Consider the following 19,713-nt stretch of genomic DNA (forward strand, 5'->3'; position numbering starts at 1 on the left):
GTAAACTATATAAATAAAATCATATTAAGGGAGGATTTATTCATGAAGAAACGAATGAAAAAAGTTGCAACACTGTGTCTCGCCGGTGTAACAGCAATGTCTACAGTAGGCGTAACAGGAAGCGCTGTATTTGCAAAGGGTGACACAAACTACGATGTAGAGAGTATGGATTTTGAAAACGTTGAGCTGCGTGTAGCATTCAGATTTAACAACGGATCTGATACAGACGGACAGGCTAAATGGTATTACAAAGCTCTTGAAGAGTTCAATAAAGAGAACGAAGGAAAGATCCATGTAACAGATGAGAGTATTTCTACAGAGTCTGATTACGAAGAGAAGCTTACAACAGATTTCGCTTCCGGTAATGTACCGAACGCATTCCTTCAGTATGGCGGAAGCCGTACAAGAGAGTATGTAGATGCAGGATATATACTGGATCTGACACCATACTTCGAGCAGTATCCGGAATGGAAAGAGGGAGTTCAGGATTTTGCATGGGAGACAACACAGTTTGACGGCATTGAAGGAACCTATGGTATTCCGTGGTCCGCTTATCAGCTCTGCCTCTACTACAACAAAGATTACCTTGATCAGGTTGGCGTAGATGTTCCGGAGTCCTGGGATGATCTTGTTGATGCCTGCGCGAAATTAAAAGATGCAGGAATCCAGCCATTCAACTACTCTGACAAAGATAACTATCACTTCGAGCATCTGATGAGTGCTCTTGCTCTGAAAGCTTACGGAACAAGCATCGCAGATGATCTTGCAAGCGACAAAGAAGCTTACAACGGCGAGAAGATGGTTGCAATCTATCAGAAGATGAAAGATATGATCGATGCAGGATACTGGGGAGACGGAATCCTCAGCACAGACTTCAACACAGAGAGAAATATGTTCGAGGCAGGAAAAGCTGCATTCACAGTTGACGGAACATGGAACTGCGGTAACTTCCAGAATGACTCCGATACAACTCTCTTCGATGCTCAGAAGATCGGTGTTACAAGAATTCCTTATATCGACGAAGCAAACAAGACTGTAGAGATGGGTGGCGGTTCTGATACATACTACATCACTACATTAAACAAGAGTGATGAGGAAATCGCAGCAACTGTTAAATTCATCAAATACCTTACAAGTGTAGATTCCATCAACGAAATGTGCAAATCCAGCCCGACAACATATGCTGAGAAGGTTACAATCGATACAGGTAACTATCTGCTTGACGATGTAAATGCGATCATGGCTGAGAATACAGAGTCTAAACTTGAGATTCCTACATATGACAGCAACACAGCAGCTATGGACACAATCCGTAATTCTCTTCAGGCATTAGCGACAGGCGCAAGTGCACAGGAAGTTGGAGACGATATCGTTGACAAAATGTCTGCTTACGAATAAAGAGAATTTTGACTGAACGCATGATGTGTGGATAAGAGAAACAGGGGGAAGCATCATCTGCTTCCCCTTGTTTATTACGGAGGTATACATATGGCAGGTAAATCTGTACCAAAGGTAAAACAGAAGCTGGACAAAAAAGATCTTACGCTTTCTTTAGCGTTCCTTCTTCCGGCAATTTTAATAACTGTTATTTTTGTTATCTACCCTGTTTTTGACACCGTAGGCTTATCATTCCGCAAATGGAACGGTATGTTTGGTGCAGCAAAGCAGTGGGTAGGACTTGAGAACTATCAGAAGATCTTTTCAGATAAGCTGTTCTGGAATGCAATGCTCAACAGCGTGTACTTTATGATCGGTGGTTTCGTTATCCTGATGCCGCTTTCATTTGGTCTCGCAATGCTGGTAACTGCAAAGATCAAGGGAACCGGATTCTTCAGAACCTGTTACTTCCTTCCGAATATGTTAGGAACAACAGCAGTAGCCCTGATGTGGACATTTATGTTAAATCCGAACTTTGGTATCTTTAATACCATTGAAAATATTTTCGGCCTTCATGGTACGATCCCTGATGTGCTGACGATAAAGACTGTAAACGTTTGGATCGTTATCCTGGTAAATGAGTGGATGTATGCCGGATATAACATGCTGATATTTGCAGCGGGTCTGGTGGCGATCCCGGATGAGTTAAATGAGGCAGCAGCACTGGATGGAGCTACCGGATGGCAGAGAGTTCGTTACATTACCCTGCCTCTGATGAAAAACTCCTTCAAGGTATTCTCTATTTTGTGTATCACAGGATGTCTGAAAGTATTCGATATTATCTGGGCGATGACAAGAGGAGGCCCGAACGATATCAGCTCCACACCTTCAATCATGCTTTATACACAGGGATTCTCCTATAAGCTGTTTGGACGAAGCAGTGCATACGGCGTTATTCTGTTAGTACTGGGTGTTGCACTGAGTCTTATAACTAATCATTTGTTCCGTGAAGATAAAGATCTTGCAATGTAGGCGGAAGGAGAAGAGACAATATGGAAAAAACAGCTAATAAACAGAAAATGCACGGAGGAAAGATAGCACTGTACGTTATCGCGATCCTGTGGACAGTTGTTACACTGTTTCCGGTAGTAGTGACCGTAATGGCTTCCTTCAAAACAAACTCAGAGATCTACCTGAACCTGCTGAGCTTACCTAAGAAGCTTATGTTCCAGAACTATATCAGCGCAAACAAAACAGCGGATGCATTGAATACCATCAAGAACTCCCTGGTTGTAGCAACTCTGACAACTGTATTTAATACTGTAGTCGGAATGATGGCAGCATACATCTTATCAAGAAAAGATTACAAATTCCTGAAATGGGTATATGTATTCTTTATGATCGGAGTAATGGTTCCGGTTCACTGTACACTGATCCCGATCAACAACATTGCAACAGCATTAAATGCAAAGAACAACCTGTTCTTCCTGATCCTGATCTATGTTGCGTTTGGCATGTCCCAGGCGATATTCCTTTATACAGGATTCATGGATGGAATCTCCAGGAACCTGGATGAGGCGGCGATCATTGATGGATGTAACAACTGGCAGCTGCTGTGGAAGATCCTTTTCCCTGTCTGCAAGCCGATCATCGCAACAGAGGCGATCTTCGTATTCATCTATGGATACAGTGAACTTGTATTCTCCATGATCCTGATGACAGATACCAAATATTTCACAGTTTCACGTGCGATGCTGAACTTCTCTTCCGCGCATACACAGGAGATCGGAAGCCAGTTTGCATATGTAGTAATGTCTGTAATTCCGATGATTATCATTTACATCGTGTTCCATAAACAGATTGAAAAAGGTATGCTTTCCGGAGCTATCAAAGGCTGATGCTTTTAATCTAAACAGGAGGAAAAAATCATGTATCAGTTTGACAGAAAAGAATATGAAAAACGTATGGAGTGGTACCAGGATGCCCGTTTTGGAATGTTTATCCACTGGGGATTATATTCTATCCCTGCAAGAGGCGAGTGGGTACGAAGTGTAGAGGAAATACCTGAGGAAGAATATCTTCCGTTTATGAAAGAGTTTGATGCAAGAGACTACAACCCGAAGCAGTGGGCAAAAGAGGCCAAGGCTGCAGGTATGAAGTATGTAGTCCTGACAGCGAAGCATCACGACGGCTTCTGCTTATTTGACAGTAAATACACAGATTACAAGGTAACAAACACACCGGCAGGAAGAGACCTGATCAAGGAATATGTAGAGGCACTTCGTGAGGAAGGCCTTAAGGTTGGAATTTATTTCACACTGCTTGACTGGCATCATCCGGATTATCCGCATTACGGAGACCGTATCCATCCGATGAGAAACCACAAAGAGTGCGGAAATGAGAACCGTGATTTCTCACGTTATACAGAATATCTGTATAATCAGGTAGAAGAGATTTGTACAAACTACGGACAGATCGATATCATCTGGTTTGATTTCTCCTACGACGATATGAGAGGGGAAAAATGGGGCGCAACAAAGCTGATCAACATGGTGCGCAGCTTACAGCCGCAGGTTATCATCGATAACCGTCTGGAAGCCAGCGGAGAGGGAAGAGGATCCCTGTATGAGTGTGATCCGACACCGTACCATGGCGATTTCGTAAGCCCTGAGCAGATCATCCCGCCGGAAGGAATCTGCGATAAGGAAGGCAATCCAATGGTCTGGGAAGCATGCTTCACCATGAACAACAACTGGGGATACTGTGCAAACGACCATTATTACAAACCGGCTTCCATGCTGATCAAGAAGCTGGTAGAGTGTGTTTCCAAGGGTGGAAACATGATCCTGAACGTAGGACCGGATGCCAAAGGTAAATTCCCGAAGGAATCTTCTGCGATCCTGGCTGAGATCGGCCGCTGGATGGATAAGAATCATGACAGTATCTACGGCTGTGTACCGGCTGAAAACATTCCGAAGCCGGATTACGGACGTATCACCAGAAACGGAAATAAATACTATGTGCATATTTATGAGAATACACTGGGACCACTTCCACTTCTGGGATTTGATAAGGATAAGATCGTGAAGGTGCGTGCACTGGATGACGGACATGAGGTGCCGATCTCCAATGCATGGATGCACAGCGATTACCCGGATATCGCATTCGTTGATCTGGGACCTGACCCGGTACTTCCGGATCCGGTAGACTATGTTCTCGAAGTAGAGATGGCTGAGTAAAAAACTAATCAATAATAAAAAAAGAACAACAGGAAAAGCAGGAGATATGCGAATCTCAGTTATCCGGTTGTTCTTTTTTACCATAAGGAGAAGGGAAAAGATTATGATTATTTATACAGGAAAAGATTACTATGACGTAAGCAGAAAAGCGGCAAACATCATGTCTGCACAGATCATCATGAAGCCAAACGCTGTTCTCGGACTTGCTACAGGCTCCACACCGGTGGGAATGTACAAGCAGCTGATCGAGTGGTATAAAAAAGGAGATCTGGACTTTTCACAGATCACATCCGTAAATCTTGATGAATACAAAGGACTTTCCGGAGATAACGATCAGAGCTATCGCTATTTTATGAACACAAATCTGTTTGATCATGTAAATATCGATAAGACAAGAACTTATGTGCCAAACGGACTGGAAGAGGACAGTGAGAAAGCCTGTGCGGATTACAATGAGATCATCCGCAGCGTAGGCGGTATCGACATGCAGCTGCTTGGAATCGGCGGAAACGGTCATATCGGATTCAATGAGCCGGGAGCAGCTTTTGAGAAAGAGACTCATTGCGTAGACCTTACAGAGAGCACCATCAAGGCAAATGCAAGATTCTTTGAGACTATGGATGATGTGCCGAAGCAGGCGTATACCATGGGTATCAAGAACATCATGACTGCAAAGAAGATCCTTCTGGTCGCTACCGGAGAGGCAAAGGCAGATGCCCTTTACAAATCTCTCTACGGACCGATCACGCCCAACGTGCCGGCATCTATCCTGCAGCTTCACCCGGATGTGACGGTTGTGGCCGATGAAGGCGCTTTAAAGCTGATCCGTGAGAAGGGGCTGCTGTAAGAGATACTGAGGAAATTTCCACGAATTAAATGAACGCAGATCATGGATATCCGTTTGAAGCAGGCGGATATCAGCGATCACTCATGGGATTTTCCTGATTTGGTTAAAAAAGAAAGTTTCGATTCAACTCTCATCGATGAGCGATGTGCTCAGAGGGTGGATCGAAGCTTTTTGTGCTTTCGGGACGTAAACCTGCAGGCGGCTGCAAGCAGGCCGGTGGGGCGGACATTTGCATTCTCAGGCTTTTTTCAACGTTTTGTGATAAACCATGACAGAAACGATGGCTGTAAACACCTCTGTGATCCAGAATGCGTTCCACACGCCATCAGGACCCATAAAACGGGACAGAAGATATGCGGTGGGCATGATAACGACCACGTAGCGGAAAAGAGAAATAACAAGGGACTGGGTACCTTTTCCAAGGCCTTCCAGGGCACCGGAGGCAGTAACGGATACAGCGGAAACCAGGAAACCGGCGCTGATGATCTTCAGGGCTCTGGAGCCTGCGGCAATGGTTTCCGGGGTAGTTGTGAAAAGTCCCATAAGCTGTCCGGATGCCAGGAGACAGATAACGGTTCCAAAGAGCATGATCACACAGCTGGACTCCAGGGTCAGCCGGAAGATTTTTTTCACACGCTTCATTTCACGGGCACCGAAGTTATAACCGATCAGCGGGCGCATTCCCTGGATGATTCCGTTGGCCGGGAGATACAGGAAGGTCTGCAATTTATAGTAGATGCCGAGGATCACAACGTAACTGTCGGAATAAGAAGCCAGTACGGAGTTTAAAAAAGAAATCAGAAACGATGGCAGTGCCAGGTTCAGGATCGCGGGAACACCGATGGTGTAGAGGCTTTTGTCGGTCTCGATACTGGCTTTCAGAGCTTTTGGCGTCACCCGGACAAGGATCGGACGCAGGATGTAAAAGGCCACATATACAATGATCGTAAGCAGCTGGCCGATGCCGGTTGCCAGAGCTGCGCCCCGGATACCCAGCTTCGGAAAAAAACCGATTCCCCAGATCAGGAACGGATCCAGGATGATGTTGCTGGTACATCCCACCAGCAGGGCGATCATAGATACTTTCATCCGTCCTACAGCCTGGAAAAGTTTTTCGAAGAAAAGGCTGATGGAAATTACTGTGGAAAACATGAAAACGATGGTAGAATACTCCAGCCCCATCCGGATCACAGTTTCATCCTGGGTATACATCTGAAGGAATACGGGCATAACAGCGATGCTGATCACAGTCATCAGGATTCCATGGATCACAGACAGAAAAAATCCGTGGGTTGCGGCGGTGCCTGCCATTTTTTTGTCCCCTGCGCCAAGGTGATAGGAAACTCTGGCGTTGATTCCGATCCCGAAGCCGATGGCAACGGCGTTGATCATGTTCTGGACCGGATAGACAAGGGACAGGGCGGTCATGGCCTGTTCGCTGATCTGTGCCACGAAGAAGCTGTCCACAATGTTGTATAGTGAGTTTACAAGCATGGAAAAGACCATAGGCAGCGCCATGGACGCCAGCAGCGGGCCGACAGGCTTCTCCTTCATAAATGTGTCGTTCATGAAAAATCCTCCTTTATATCAGAATTCACAATGTAGATCATGGGAAAAAAGGTGTGCTTTTTGTGCATAATAAAAGCCACACAATCTGTCTTACTGGTGAAGGCAGATTGTGTGGCGAAAAAAGTCGGAACTGAAAAATCCACACGTTGTTTTAGCGTTTTCACCTTAACAAAAAACAGTGCTGATGTCAAGACTGCACGCAGGAGAAACACCATAAAAAGCTGCAAAAAGAAAGGCTTGATATAAACATCGGAGAGGATTGGCAACGTTAGGCAGGTGCGTGCGGATACGGGCAATATCAGCCTTGAAAAGGTCGTTCTGGCAATATGCACAAAACCTGTCGAACTATGGTGGATAAGTGAAAAACTTTCCAAAAAGTTTTCCACATGACAAAAATCCGCAAATCCGCTAATAATCAAGTTATGCACAAATTTATCCACATTATCCACAAGGATAACCATGTGGATGAGCTGATTTACATAAATAAATTTAAACATATGTTTTGTGTAAAATGATAAAATTGTAAAAAGTGGGAAAAAAGTTCTTAAAACTATTGACATTTTTAAATTCTAAATATCATAAAATTTATTGCAAAAAAGACATAATATAAAAGAATAAAAATAAATAATCAGATAATAGTGAGTAAATTCTTGAAAAACTAATCTATTTAAAAGGGGGATTATCGGATGTATGGAAATGAGGATAAAAAAGAACAGTGCCCAGTTAAAACGGTCACTGCAAGGTGTTGAAAAGTTATTTTCAGATGTGGATAAGTGTGGATAACCCAAAAATCCTCCGCAGAACCGGAAAGATCTGCGGAGGATTTTTTTAACTGTTTTGTTTCATACGCTTGATCACCTTCAGACGTGTAAACTCTTCGCGCTCTTTTTCCTCCAGAGCATTAGTGATATCTCTGGTGAGGGTTTCATATCTGGGGATGGTGATGTTTTTCAGCGCATTGGCACGCTTCTGGGTTTTCTTGATGTTGGTAGCAAGACGGATGGCGGCGTTTTCGATCATGGAGAGCTGGATGGACAGCTCCTTTACACGCTCGAAGGCTGCCTTGGCCTCGTCCAGGGACAGCTTGGTGCTGTAGTAGGCGTAGGTCGGCGTGTTGCTTGCTTTTTTGTCATATTCCACAAGAGGGATCTCGGTTCCCATAACGCTTCTGGTTTTGATTCGGATGGAATCTTCCACAGGAACGGTATGAGAGATCTGGTCTACGAAAGCGATTCCAATTTCCATATTTGCCTTCTGAAGCGCCGCGTAAGCGGTACGGAAGGTCTCATCGATCTGGGACTGAATGTCCTTTGCCTGATCAATCAGCTCCATCATTTCACGGATCAGGATATTACGCTTTTTGTCCATAAGCTCATAGCCCTGTTTGGAAAGAGCCAGAGAGTTTTTTGCAAGTATAAGATTTCCCTTGGTAGGAAAGGTATTCGGATCCATAAAATCACCTCACTAACGGACGGTTTCTCTGTAATACTGATCCAGAACTTTGGTATCGATACGGTCGAGCTCTTCTCTTGGAAGAAGACCAAGAAGCTCCCAGCCCTTATCCAGAGTTTCGATGATGCTTCGATTCTCTGTTTCTGACTGTCCTACAAACTCTGCCTCGAAGGCTTTTCCGAATACAAGGTATTGCTTATCCAGCGGAGAAAGCTCATCCTCACCGATAACGGATGCCAGAGCTCTTGCGTCGCCTACCTTTGCGTAGCAGGAGAAGAGCTGGTTGGCAACATCCTGATGATCGGCACGTGTGAAGCCTTCACCGATACCGTCCTTCATCAGACGGGACAGGGATGGCAGAACATTGATCGGCGGATAGATCGCCTGACCGTGAAGCTGGCGGTCCAGTACGATCTGGCCTTCTGTGATATATCCGGTAAGGTCTGGGATCGGGTGTGTGATGTCGTCGTTTGGCATGGTCAGGATCGGGATCTGGGTTACAGAACCGGTGCCGCCACGGACGATTCCCGCACGCTCGTAAAGAGTTGCAAGCTCACTGTACAGATATCCGGGATAACCTTTTCGGGAAGGAATTTCACCTTTGGAGGAGGAAACCTCTCGCATGGCCTCGCAGAAGGAGGTGATATCTGTAAGGATTACCAGGATGTGCATGCCTTTTTCAAAAGCAAGATACTCAGCGGCAGTGAGGGCGATCTTCGGTGTCAGAAGACGCTCTACAACCGGATCGTTTGCAAGGTTCAAAAACATCACAACGTGATCGGAGGCACCGCTTTCCTCAAAGGTTCTGCGGAAGAATTCGGCTACGTCATATTTGACGCCCATTGCCGCAAAAACAATGGCGAATTTTTCATCGGAATCTGCTCCCAGGGAAGCCTGCTGAACGATCTGTGCAGCCAGCTTATCATGTGGAAGACCGTTACCGGAAAAGATCGGCAGCTTCTGGCCGCGGATCAGTGTGGTCAGTCCGTCGATAGCGGAGATACCGGTGTTGATATAGTTTCGTGGATATTCACGGGTTACCGGATTCAGCGGAAGCCCGTTAATGTTCAGGCTGACTTCCGGTGTGATCTCGCCAAGCCCGTCAATGGGCTGGCCGATACCGTTAAAGGTACGTCCCAGGATCTCAGGGGAAAGCCCGATCTCCATAGGATGTCCGGTAAGACGTGTGTGTGTATTGCCGAGGGACATATTGTCAGTTCCCTCAAAAACCTGGATAACGGCCTTGTCCTCATAGATTTCCACGATACGGCCGATCTTCTGAGTGCCGTCCTCCATGTGGAATTCCACGATCTCCTCGTAAGATGCATTTTTTACACCCTCAAGGACAACAAGAGGGCCGTTTATTTCACTCAGGCCAAGATATTCGATTGCCATAAACTGATCCCTCCTTTAACCGTTTCTTTCCAGTACATTGTCGTAGAAGCGGTCGATATCTTTATGATATTCATCAAAACGCTCCGGCTCTTTATTTGGAACCTCGTATTTGATGGCGATGATACGTTCAAAGATCTTATCCTCCTTCAGCACGGAAACCGGCATGCCACGGTTTACAAGGGCACGGCATTTTTCGTAGAGATAGAGGATGGTTTCCATCATCAGGAACTGCTTTTCCATAGGAACACTGGTGTCCTCCTGGTGAAAAGCGTTCTGCTGCAGGAAGCCCAGACGGATAACCCTGGCGATCTCCAGCGTCAGCTTCTGATCATCCGGAAGAACATCGCTTCCGATCAGCTTGACGATCTCCATAAGAGAGCTTTCCTGGTTGAGGATAGCCATGATCTGGTTTCTGTCATAAACGAATTTCGGGGAGACATGCTCTCTGTACCAGGGAGTCAGGTCCTCCAGATATTCGCTGTAGCTGGTCAGCCATTGGATGGCAGGAAAGTGACGGGCATAGGCAAGAGCCTTGTCCAGTCCCCAGAAACAGCGGACAAAACGTTTAGTATTCTGTGTGACCGGCTCGGAGAAATCACCGCCCTGAGGGGAAACTGCACCGATAATGGATACGGAACCTTCTGTTCCGTTCAGGTTCTGCATCATTCCCGCGCGCTCATAGAAGGCGGAAAGCTTACTTGCCAGATACGCAGGGAAGCCTTCCTCTGCAGGCATCTCCTCCAGACGTCCGGAAAGCTCACGGAGAGCCTCGGCCCATCGGGATGTGGAGTCTGCCATGATTGCTACGTCATAACCCATATCACGGTAATATTCCGCAAGTGTAACACCTGTGTAGATGGAAGCCTCACGGGCTGCAACCGGCATGTTGGAAGTGTTGGCGATCAGTGTGGTACGGTCCATCATCAGGTTTCCGGATTTCGGGTCGATCAGCTTGCTGAAGTCCTCAAGAACCTGTGTCATTTCGTTTCCGCGCTCGCCACAGCCGATGTAGATGATGATATCTGCGTCAGACCACTTGGCGATCTGGTGCTGTGTCATGGTTTTTCCTGTTCCGAATCCGCCTGGAACTGCAGCAGTGCCTCCCTTGGCAATAGGGAAAAGAGTATCCAAGATTCGCTGGCCGGTAAGAAGCGGAACGCTTGCCGGGAAACGTTTGTAGGTCGGTCTCGGCACACGGATCGGCCATTTCTGGGCAAGTGCCAGTTCTTTTTCAGTTCCGTCATCAAGACGGACGGTAACGATGGGTTCCAGAACAGTATAAGCTCCGTCAGGAACGGCATGGATAACGGTTCCGTGTGTGATCGTCGGCGGAACCATGGATTTGTGAAGGATAGAAGCGGTTTCCTGTGTCTCGGCGATAACCGTACCTGCACCGATGACATCGCCTTCTTTTACAGTAATGTGTGTTTCCCATTTTTTCTCTGTGTCAAGAGAGTCAACGCTGACACCACGGGAAATATATTTTCCAGAGGCCTGGGCAATCTCTGCCAGAGGTCTCTGGATACCATCAAAAATATTGTGGATGATTCCCGGACCAAGGAGAACGGAAATGGCGTCTCCTGTTCCGATAACAGTTTCTCCGGGTTTCAGTCCCGTAGTTTCCTCAAAAACCTGTATGGTCGTCATATGTTTCTTGAGACCGATAACTTCTCCAACCAGTTTTTCGGGGCCTACATAGACCATCTCGGAGATCTTGAAGCCGGTGTCGCCCTTGAGGTAGATAACAGGACCGTTAACACCGTAGATAATACCTGTTTTACTCATGTGCTGGACCTCCGTCAAATTTGAATTCTCTGTAAGCTGCCTGATAGCCTTCCTCAAAGGAATTGTCGATGAGGATATTTTTTTCAGGGATTATCGCCTTGATCCCGCCGATAAAGGATTCATCGGAAAGCTTCAGCGGGAAACCGGTCTTTACAGTGAGAGACTTCAGACGGGGTTCATCTTCTTTTGAAAGATAGATCTGGATCTCATCGTGTTCCGCGAAGCAGACAGCTTCCTCGATCTTTGTACAAAGATATTCTTCATAGCGGGGAGATTCCATGAATTTCAGGATCTGTACCCGAACATCTGCAAAAAGTTTTTCTTTTAAGCGGCTCTGCCTGGCAGTCCAGTTTCGCCGGATGTGAAGCTGCTCTGCGGAAAGTGCCTTGTTGATCTCGCGCTTTGCGTTTGCGATCTCGGCTTTGCGGGAACTGGCAGCATTTCCCAGAGACATTTTTTTATGTTCCTCCAGTGCGGCATCCAGGGCTTCCTTGTGTTCCCGGACATCTTTTTCCGCCTGACGGCGGGCTTCTTCCACGGAGGTGTCATAGAAGTGTGTAAGCTTCTCTTCGATTGTCATAATATCACCTGCCTATAATTTTAATCCGATGGCCTCATTTACATAAGAAGTAATGAAATCAGGCCTGCGGCCGGTACCATGTCTGTCAGGAATTTCAATGATGAGAGGTGTTTTGTGATGAAGCTTGACATCATCAATGATCTCAGGAAACTCCCGGCCGAATTTTTCGGTCAGGAGTATGATTCCGATCTCTTTGTCTGCGATGGTGCGCTCTAGAGCTTCCTTCAGCTCGTCGTGCTCATGAACGATCACACCCTCTACACCGGCCAGTCTCATTCCTGTCAGAGTATCAATATTGTCACTGATCAGATACATTTTCATATCAAAGTTTACCCAGGATCATGAAAGAGATGATCAGTCCATAAAGAGCAACACCTTCGGCAAGACCTACGAAGATAAGAGATTTACCAAGGATGCTCTGATCTTCACTGATCGCTCCAAGTGCTGCGCTTGCCGCACTGGCAACGGCAATACCACCACCGATACAGGAAAGTCCGGTAACAAGTGCTGCTGCGATGTAACCCATACCTGTTGCAAGGCCTGCGTCAGCGCCTGTAGCAGCCTGTACGGAAGCTCCGCCTGCAAATGTTACTGCAATGGCAACAAGCATGATCCCGAAGAAGAAAAAGGCGTTGACACCAAGAGCTGTTTTGTAGCGGCCGCGGTTTTTTTCGCCGAGAAGATAATAACCAAATGGAAGAATGATGCTGAGTACAAGTGCAACTGCGATTGTGATCTGTGTAATGACTGTCATGATGATGACCTCCTTAATATTCGTTTAATTGAATGCCCGGATCAGAATGCGTTCCGACTCTGGCATTTTATTTGTTCTTGGAGCAGAACGGCTCGAATTTCCGTCCGCTGCCCTTGTAAAAACGGCTGAACATTTCGTAATATTCCAGACGGAGTACCTGGATACCTACGATCAGGCCCTCCATAGCGCATACAAACAGGTTTCCGAGAATGATGACGATCCAGTTCGGACTGCCGTTCTCTGCGCCTGCAAGCATAAGTACAACCTCCATCATAGCTGCGTGGCTGACTGCAAAAGCACCGATACGCACGAAGGAGAGTGTATTGGAAAAGTAGCTCAGGATAACCTCGAACAGTTCAAAGATACCCTGTACGATAAACATGCCTTTTTCTTTTGGCATAACCTCGGCTTTTTTTTCTACCAGGTTTGTAAGAGGCTCCTTGAAGAAAATAAGAAGCAGCGGTAAAACAAACATAATGGCAAGGACTGCACCACCCGGAACAGCATGCCCGGATACAAAAAGTCCGATGCAGAGAACTGCGGAGCCATAAAATACAAGTCCTGCCACAGCGTTGGTGTCAAACCAGGTTTTTTCAACGTCATGCATCTTAAAGGAATTGATGATGTTGAAAACCATACACAGGAGGATGATTCCCATGCCGAAGCCGATGGCAACAATAAATACGGTATTCAGTTTTCCGATAAAAGGTATGGTCGTCATACTGTTCACAGGCCGCAGCCACAGAGCAGGTATGACATCCTCAAATCCAAAGATGCTTCCGAACATCAGACCGAAAAATGTGGAAAAGACTCCGGCGCAGCTGATGATTCCGGCAAGATCGATATGCTTTAGTTTGTACAGGAGCAATCCTCCGATAAAAAGCAGGAGTCCCTGTCCTGCATCACCGAACATGGCTCCGAAAATAAAGGAGTAGGTGATGGCGACAAACCAGGTGGGGTCCATCTCACCATAGGCGGGAAGTCCGTACATTTTTACATACATTTCAAAGGGCTTGAAAAGCTTTGGGTTTTTCAGCTTGGTCGGTGGCTGATGGTTCTGGTCGTGCTCCGGCGTATTGGTATCTTCTCCGTCTACCAGGCAGAAGATTTTTTCGTCGGATGAGATTTCGGCTTGAAAGGCTCTGGTGTCGGCTTCTGTCATCCAGCCGCAGAGAATATAGAAATTTTCATGCTTTCCGGTGCAGGCAGCCGCTTTACGGACATCGAAATTTCTGGAAAACTGAAGAAGGGTGTTTCTGGCGGTAACGATGGCTTCTGCCTGATCCGCAAGAAATCTCTGGTATTTCTGTTTCTGTGCTTCCAGATGCTTCAGGGCATCCTCGTATTGTTTGCTTACGCTTGAAAATGCCTGCTGGGCAGTTCCGGTATAATTATCCGGCACAAAGATCTTCTCAAAGTGCATAGAAGAGTAGGCGGCATCGATTTTGTGCGCTTCATGCTTCGGTACGAAGTAAACGCCCCAGACGTATTGGTCATCTTCATCACATTTAAGGAAGATCGTGTTCAGATTGTCGTAAATATATTTCTTGAATTTCTCATAATACTGTTTCTCGATACGTCCGAAATGAAAATGGATATACTTCAGATGAAGTATGGATGAAATATCATAATCAATATTTCGGAAGGGACGTATGATCCGCAGTGACTCTTCCAGAGAGGAACATTTTTCTTCCAGTTCGGACTGTTCCTTCTGGAGCTGATCCGCCTGGGAGCGGATCTCCTTTACTGTGGAAAGTGCTGTTTCAATACCCGGGCTTCTGTTGGAAGTGGACGGAGGAGTTTTTAGCTCCTCATAAATGGTATTGATGGAATTTAAGGCATCTCTGTAAGGGTTGACATCCAGGAAAGGCGTCAGACTTTCTACTGTGGTCAGCTCTGAGAGAGCGTTTTCCAGATGGATCTCGTACTTGCACAGGTAGGTGTTTACAACCCGGTCGATATCTGCCTTGGGACCGGTGATGCTCAGAAAATTCATTTTTTCAATCACGTTGCTACCTCCTGGTTATTAACCGTTGCGTATATAACGCAGGGATTGTTCTGGGTCCACGCCATAGCGCACGCATTCAAGGGCAATGGTCAGACGGTTGACTTCATGTTCTTTGTGATATAAATAGGAATAGATGACTGCTACGGAATAGGGATCCTTGCGTGCTTCCTGTTCCAGTATGCTGCGAAGAATATAGTTATAAAATTCTTCCAGACTGGCGACGGTCAGCTGTTCGTATTTTTTACCATAATAAGTCCCATTGAAGATACGACGGAACTCTTCTGGTGTAGGGGCTTCCACAAGGGTGGTGATCTCCTCTTTGCGGAGCTTGTAGTTCATGGGGACCAGCAGTGCGTAAATAGCAGCCGGTTCCATCTGAAAGCAGCGTTTGGAGCGCTGGATGAACTGCAGGTTCAGCATATCGAATTTTTCACCGTAAGCCCTGGTGATCTGTTTCAGATCGTTACCTTTGAAAAGCTTCTTCCGCACATTCCAGATCTGTGAAAAATACGAAAGGTCAAGTGCCATGCCGAAGTCAAAAAGCGTGGCATTTCCACGTTCATTGACCTGAGACAGCGGAATAAAAAAATCATTTCCCTTCAGTGCCGCAATGAATTCATCCATATTGGTGCAGGCGGCAAGCCTGTCAATGTCCAGCTTGGAATGATGTCTGAAAAAATCGCGGTAGGGAGAAATATCCACGGGATCGGTGTCCCGGTGGTCAAAGAGATTCGTCATGATTTCTTTCAGGACGCGGATCTCATAACGCCTCGAGTAAAGCGACAGGAACGTTCGCTGTTCCTGATTTGCAAAGTGGTAAAGCCTTGAAAAATTCAGGAAGATGGATTTCTTCAGGAGTTTTTCTATCTGTCCGCGGTGAAGATCATTTTCATCGAGACCGGACCAGACATTCTGATATTCAGGAGTCCGTTTCAGGTAGGCTGTTACCTGGGGGACATTGGGAAGCTGAACGATTTCTTCCAGCTGCTCATCTGTCACAAGCCTGCTCTGCATGGCGCGGATCTTGGTGGAGAGTCCGCTGTATGAGAGGACAGAGCCCATTGAATCACTTCCTTTCCCTTCAGGTTTCGGTGATGCCTGTTATTTTCTGAAACAGCTCACTGCAAAGACTTTCGTGATGGGCTTCGTAATAGGCGTCCAGCCTGGAAAGCTGGTTTTCGGTTTCTGCACGAAGCTCATTGATCCGGGCGTCTTTCTCACGGGCCAGATCTTCACGGATCTTCTGGATCTCGTCGCTGGTTTCTTTTTCAAGTGAAGCGTCGAATTCCTTCGTCTGTTTTTCTGCTTCTTCCGAGAGAGCCTGTTTCTGTCGCGCAGCGTCCTGCATGATGGCATTGGCTGTAGCTTCGATTTCCGAAAGCTTATTTAGGATTTGTTCCATAGCGCCCTCCTTGTTTGTTTATAGTTTATAATTGATTTTTATATGATACACCTTTTTTATGGTAAAAACAACTAAAAAATTGTTAAATTTTTTGCAATTATTGAATAAATATGTTCAAAAAGAGACGAAAAAAAGAAATTTGTTTATTAGACGATGATTGAGTTTTGGGAAAAAATGAAAACCGCAAAGGGGCCGTAAAGCCACGGCCCCTCTGCACACCCCTCGGGCTTTTTTTAGGAGTTCTTGGTTGTGGCGGTGTGAGGTTGTTGACTTGTGTATGTATGCTGCGGTGTTGGATGTGTGAGGTTGAGCCGATGTATGTGGATGCGGATGGTGTTGGATGCGGACGGCGAGGCGCGTTGCTGTCGCCTGGTTGAGAGGGTTTGAGTGGATGCGGATGGTGTTGGATGCGGACGGCGAGGCGCGTTGCTGTCGCCTGGTTGAGAGGGTTTGAGTGGATGCGGATGGTGTTGGATGCGGATGGTGTTGGAAGTGGACGGCGAGGCGCGTTGCTGTCGCCTGGTTGGTTGGGTTTGAGAGGATGCGGTGGTGTTGGGGTGGACGGCGAGGCGTTTTTGTTGTTGCTTGGTTGAGGATTTTTTTTATTTTTTGCTTGCGGCGGGGTGGGGGTTACATGTATAGTTGAGTATTGGAATGTTGTTTGATAAGAATCATTGAGACATTATTATGGAAAGATTATTGGAGGTTATTTATGAGATTACGAAATATTCCGGGTGCTAAGGATGCTATTTTGGATTGTGAGTGGGTAGTTGATGAGCCGGAGAGGTTTAAAGGAAAGTGGGATGAGGTTTTTGGAGTGAAGAGACCGCTTTTTCTGGAAGTTGGTATGGGGAAGGGGCGTTTTCTGATGGATATGGCAAGACTTCATCCGGAGAGAAATTTTGTGGGAATTGAGATGTATGACAGTGTGCTTCTTCGGGCGCTGCAGAAGAGAGAGGAACTGGAATCGGCAGGAGAGGAGTTTTCCAATCTTGTTTTTATCCGGGTGGATGCAAGATTGCTGCCGGAGATTTTTGAGAAGGATGAGGTTAATGGGATCTATCTGAATTTTTCGGATCCGTGGCCGAAGGCGCGTCATGCAAAGAGAAGACTTACGTCCAGGGAATTTCTGGCAAGATATGAGAAGATTTTGAAAAAAGAAGGAACTGTAGAGTTTAAGACAGATAACCGTGGTCTGTTTGAGTTTTCCCTGGAAGAGGTTAGGGATTCCGATTGGAATCTGGAGGTGTGTACCTTTGATCTTCATCATGATGAGGAGCTGGTGAAGGGAAATGTCATGACGGAATATGAGGAGAAGTTTTCTTCTATGGGAAATCCGATCTGTAAAATGGTGATCAGACAGAAATAGAGGGAATAAGATGCAGGAAGAAATTTTTGAAAAGTATCCTATACCAAAGGCATATTTTAAGCTGGCACTTCCGGTTGTGTTCAGTATGGTTATCTCGCTTGTTTATAATATGGTAGATACGTATTTTATCGCAGGAACCGGCAATACGGATCTGGTGGCGGGGGTTGCCCTTGGATCACCGATCTTTACCCTGATGATCGCGCTGGGAGATATTTTCGGACTTGGCGGCAGTTCTTTTATTTCCAGGCTTTTTGGAGAAAAAAGATACGAGGACGCAAAGCGGATCAGCGTATTCAGCTTTTATGGCGCGATCGTCAGCGGTGTTGCAGTTGCGGCTGTACTGATGATCTTCAGAAGTCTGGTATTGGGACTTCTGGGTGCAAGCGAGGCCACTTGGGAGTATGCGTCACAGTATTATACCTGTATTGCACTGGGTGCGCCGTTTATCATTGTTGCGCTGACACCGTCCAATCAGTTACGAACAGAAGGATTTGCGACGGCTTCGATGGTTGGTTCTGTACTTGGCGCAGTTGTAAACATTATTCTGGATCCGATCATGATCTTTGTACTGGGCTGGGGTGCGGCCGGCGCAGCTACAGCGACCGTGATCGGAAATGTTTGTACCGATATTTTCTTTGTATGGTTTCTTATTAAAAAGAGCAAAAATCTTTCTGTGGATCCCAGGGGATTTCACATTTCCAGGTCGGAGATAGGAGCGGTTTTTGCCATTGGTATTCCGGCTTCTGTTACTAATCTGATGCAGAGCATCGGAATTGCGCTGACAAACCGCGCGTTGCTGGGATTTGGTGACGATAAGGTTGCAGCTATGGGAATCGTTATGAAAATTAATATGATCGCTGCGTTGGTCCTGGTTGGTTTTGCCTTTGGTGGACAGCCGCTGACCGGATACAATTACGGCGCGAGAAACCGCACAAGGTTGAAAGCAACTTTGAAGTTTGCATATCTTCTTGAGGGAGGAATGGCGCTTGTACTGATGGCGGTACTTGGATTTTTTGCCCCGCAGATGGTAAAGATCTTTATGAGCGATCCTTCCGTTGTGGAAAATGGCGCGCTGATGCTTCGGCTGCAGCTGGCGGGAATGTTGTGTATGGGAATCGTGCTGATCAGCACCTGTACGTTTCAGTCTGCAGGACAGGCTATGGGAGCTTTTCTGTTATCAGTGAGCAGACAGGGAGTGGTCTTTGCGGTTGTACTGATGATCGCTCTTAAGGTGGCAGGGTATCATGGCGTTCTGGCTTCTCAGGCAATCTCGGATTTCCTTACGGCAGTGCTGGCGGTGGTGCTGGTATGGCGCTGGTGGAAAAAAGTGGATTTCTAAGAGTCCGCTTTAAATACTTTGCGCAAATATCAGGAAACAGATCAGGATATTTTCATATAATAAAATATCCGTGATGTTGGAAAGGTATTTGCGCAAAGCAGGAGGCCATAAGTTTTGAAAAAAAGAAAATTCAGATCCTTGCAGCAGAATCTCCATACGGTAAGCCGCAGCATTAACAGCCAGGCTGCCCATATCAGAAATTCGTTGTCGGAAATGGAAAAAATGCTGGATAAAATTGCATCAAATGAAGATATAAAAAATAAAAAAGAAAAAAATAAAAAAAATTAAAAAAAGGTGTTGACTTTCTTCAAATCATAACGTATAATACAACATGTCTTGAGGAACGAACGAAACAAAAAACGAAAGACAAACAATTAAATAAGCGTCTTTAGCTCAGTTGGTAGAGCACCTGACTCTTAATCAGGGTGTCCAGGGTTCGAACCCCTGAAGACGCACTAAAAGCACTGTTTTTGCAGATATGGAGCTGCGGGGACGGTGTTTTTTCGTTGCGTTTATGTGGGGGTTAAGGTGGGATATCCGGGTGTTTGATTCAGATATTATAGATCAGATGTTTTTTTAGGAAAAGTACCTCAGATA

At 46.1% G+C, this 19,713-nt stretch carries 19 protein-coding genes and 1 tRNA gene; 9 read left to right on the forward strand and 11 right to left on the reverse strand.

Annotated elements, in window-relative coordinates; genetic code table 11:
* Positions 1 to 42 precede the first annotated feature (42 nt).
* The 5 genes from DWX61_RS10400 to nagB all read left to right on the forward strand — a co-directional run bounded on the left by DWX61_RS10400 (position 43) and on the right by nagB (position 5,463).
* The gene (locus tag DWX61_RS10400) at positions 43 to 1,398 is read left to right on the forward strand and encodes an ABC transporter substrate-binding protein (protein WP_118625168.1); all 1,356 of its coding nucleotides are present in this window, start codon (positions 43 to 45) and stop codon (positions 1,396 to 1,398) included.
* A 90-nt stretch (positions 1,399 to 1,488) separates the two neighbouring features.
* Positions 1,489 to 2,409, forward strand: a complete 921-nt coding sequence (locus DWX61_RS10405) for a carbohydrate ABC transporter permease (RefSeq protein ID WP_118170019.1) — start codon at positions 1,489 to 1,491, stop codon at positions 2,407 to 2,409.
* A gap of 20 nt (positions 2,410 to 2,429) precedes the next feature.
* Complete coding sequence (locus DWX61_RS10410) at positions 2,430 to 3,275, forward strand: carbohydrate ABC transporter permease (RefSeq protein WP_227752335.1); 846 nt, start codon at positions 2,430 to 2,432, stop codon at positions 3,273 to 3,275.
* A 30-nt stretch (positions 3,276 to 3,305) separates the two neighbouring features.
* Positions 3,306 to 4,616: an alpha-L-fucosidase gene (locus tag DWX61_RS10415; RefSeq protein ID WP_021653144.1), complete on the forward strand. Its 1,311-nt coding sequence runs from the start codon at positions 3,306 to 3,308 to the stop codon at positions 4,614 to 4,616.
* A gap of 103 nt (positions 4,617 to 4,719) precedes the next feature.
* Positions 4,720 to 5,463 carry a glucosamine-6-phosphate deaminase gene (gene nagB / locus DWX61_RS10420; protein ID WP_118625170.1) on the forward strand — a complete coding sequence of 248 codons (744 nt, stop codon included), beginning with the start codon at positions 4,720 to 4,722 and terminating at the stop codon, positions 5,461 to 5,463.
* A 237-nt stretch (positions 5,464 to 5,700) separates the two neighbouring features.
* On the opposite strand, the gene DWX61_RS10425 is transcribed toward nagB, so the two are convergent.
* The 11 genes from DWX61_RS10425 to DWX61_RS10475 form a co-directional block, all read right to left on the reverse strand.
* On the reverse strand, positions 5,701 to 7,032 hold the full coding sequence (locus tag DWX61_RS10425) for an MATE family efflux transporter (protein WP_118625172.1): 1,332 nt from the start codon (positions 7,030 to 7,032) through the stop codon (positions 5,701 to 5,703).
* Positions 7,029 to 7,592 (reverse strand): hypothetical protein, encoded by a 564-nt coding sequence (locus DWX61_RS10430; protein ID WP_118625174.1) that lies wholly within the window; start codon positions 7,590 to 7,592, stop codon positions 7,029 to 7,031. Before DWX61_RS10430 ends, DWX61_RS10425 begins: the two co-directional genes overlap by 4 nt.
* A 268-nt stretch (positions 7,593 to 7,860) precedes the next feature.
* Complete coding sequence (locus DWX61_RS10435) at positions 7,861 to 8,484, reverse strand: V-type ATP synthase subunit D (protein ID WP_118625176.1); 624 nt, start codon at positions 8,482 to 8,484, stop codon at positions 7,861 to 7,863.
* Between the two features lie 12 nt (positions 8,485 to 8,496).
* A complete protein-coding gene (locus DWX61_RS10440) occupies positions 8,497 to 9,879 on the reverse strand; it encodes a V-type ATP synthase subunit B (RefSeq protein WP_015525388.1) in 1,383 nt (460 codons plus the stop codon).
* A 15-nt stretch (positions 9,880 to 9,894) separates the two neighbouring features.
* Positions 9,895 to 11,664 carry a V-type ATP synthase subunit A gene (locus DWX61_RS10445; RefSeq protein ID WP_118625178.1) on the reverse strand — a complete coding sequence of 590 codons (1,770 nt, stop codon included), beginning with the start codon at positions 11,662 to 11,664 and terminating at the stop codon, positions 9,895 to 9,897.
* A complete protein-coding gene (locus tag DWX61_RS10450; RefSeq protein ID WP_110103702.1) occupies positions 11,657 to 12,244 on the reverse strand; it encodes a V-type ATP synthase subunit E in 588 nt (195 codons plus the stop codon). The genes DWX61_RS10445 and DWX61_RS10450 overlap by 8 nt, the downstream gene beginning before the upstream one ends.
* A gap of 12 nt (positions 12,245 to 12,256) precedes the next feature.
* Entirely contained in the window at positions 12,257 to 12,565 is a 309-nt protein-coding gene (locus tag DWX61_RS10455) for a V-type ATP synthase subunit F (protein WP_021653137.1), read from the reverse strand.
* A 1-nt stretch (position 12,566) separates the two neighbouring features.
* On the reverse strand, positions 12,567 to 12,998 hold the full coding sequence (locus DWX61_RS10460; RefSeq protein WP_118515353.1) for an ATP synthase subunit C: 432 nt from the start codon (positions 12,996 to 12,998) through the stop codon (positions 12,567 to 12,569).
* Positions 12,999 to 13,065: 67 nt separating this feature from the next.
* On the reverse strand, positions 13,066 to 15,006 hold the full coding sequence (locus DWX61_RS10465; RefSeq protein ID WP_118625180.1) for a V-type ATP synthase subunit I: 1,941 nt from the start codon (positions 15,004 to 15,006) through the stop codon (positions 13,066 to 13,068).
* A gap of 18 nt (positions 15,007 to 15,024) precedes the next feature.
* Positions 15,025 to 16,068 carry a V0D/AC39 family V-type ATPase subunit gene (locus tag DWX61_RS10470; protein ID WP_118625182.1) on the reverse strand — a complete coding sequence of 348 codons (1,044 nt, stop codon included), beginning with the start codon at positions 16,066 to 16,068 and terminating at the stop codon, positions 15,025 to 15,027.
* Between the two features lie 19 nt (positions 16,069 to 16,087).
* Entirely contained in the window at positions 16,088 to 16,408 is a 321-nt protein-coding gene (locus DWX61_RS10475) for a hypothetical protein (RefSeq protein ID WP_110103699.1), read from the reverse strand.
* Between the two features lie 712 nt (positions 16,409 to 17,120).
* On the opposite strand from DWX61_RS10475, the gene trmB reads away from it, so the two are divergent.
* The 4 genes from trmB (at position 17,121) to DWX61_RS10495 (ending at position 19,571) form a co-directional block, all read left to right on the forward strand.
* A complete protein-coding gene (trmB, locus tag DWX61_RS10485; RefSeq protein WP_118515347.1) occupies positions 17,121 to 17,777 on the forward strand; it encodes a tRNA (guanosine(46)-N7)-methyltransferase TrmB in 657 nt (218 codons plus the stop codon).
* Positions 17,778 to 17,787: 10 nt separating this feature from the next.
* Positions 17,788 to 19,116, forward strand: coding sequence for an MATE family efflux transporter (locus DWX61_RS10490; RefSeq protein ID WP_118625186.1), 1,329 nt, complete (start codon positions 17,788 to 17,790; stop codon positions 19,114 to 19,116).
* A gap of 114 nt (positions 19,117 to 19,230) precedes the next feature.
* The gene (locus DWX61_RS18955; RefSeq protein ID WP_158293305.1) at positions 19,231 to 19,404 is read left to right on the forward strand and encodes a hypothetical protein; all 174 of its coding nucleotides are present in this window, start codon (positions 19,231 to 19,233) and stop codon (positions 19,402 to 19,404) included.
* Positions 19,405 to 19,498: 94 nt separating this feature from the next.
* Positions 19,499 to 19,571, forward strand: a tRNA-Lys gene (locus tag DWX61_RS10495).
* Positions 19,572 to 19,713: the final 142 nt, after the last annotated feature.

Source organism: Ruminococcus sp. AF20-12LB (genome assembly GCF_003478985.1).
In the GTDB taxonomy this organism is placed as follows: domain Bacteria; phylum Bacillota; class Clostridia; order Lachnospirales; family Lachnospiraceae; genus Blautia_A.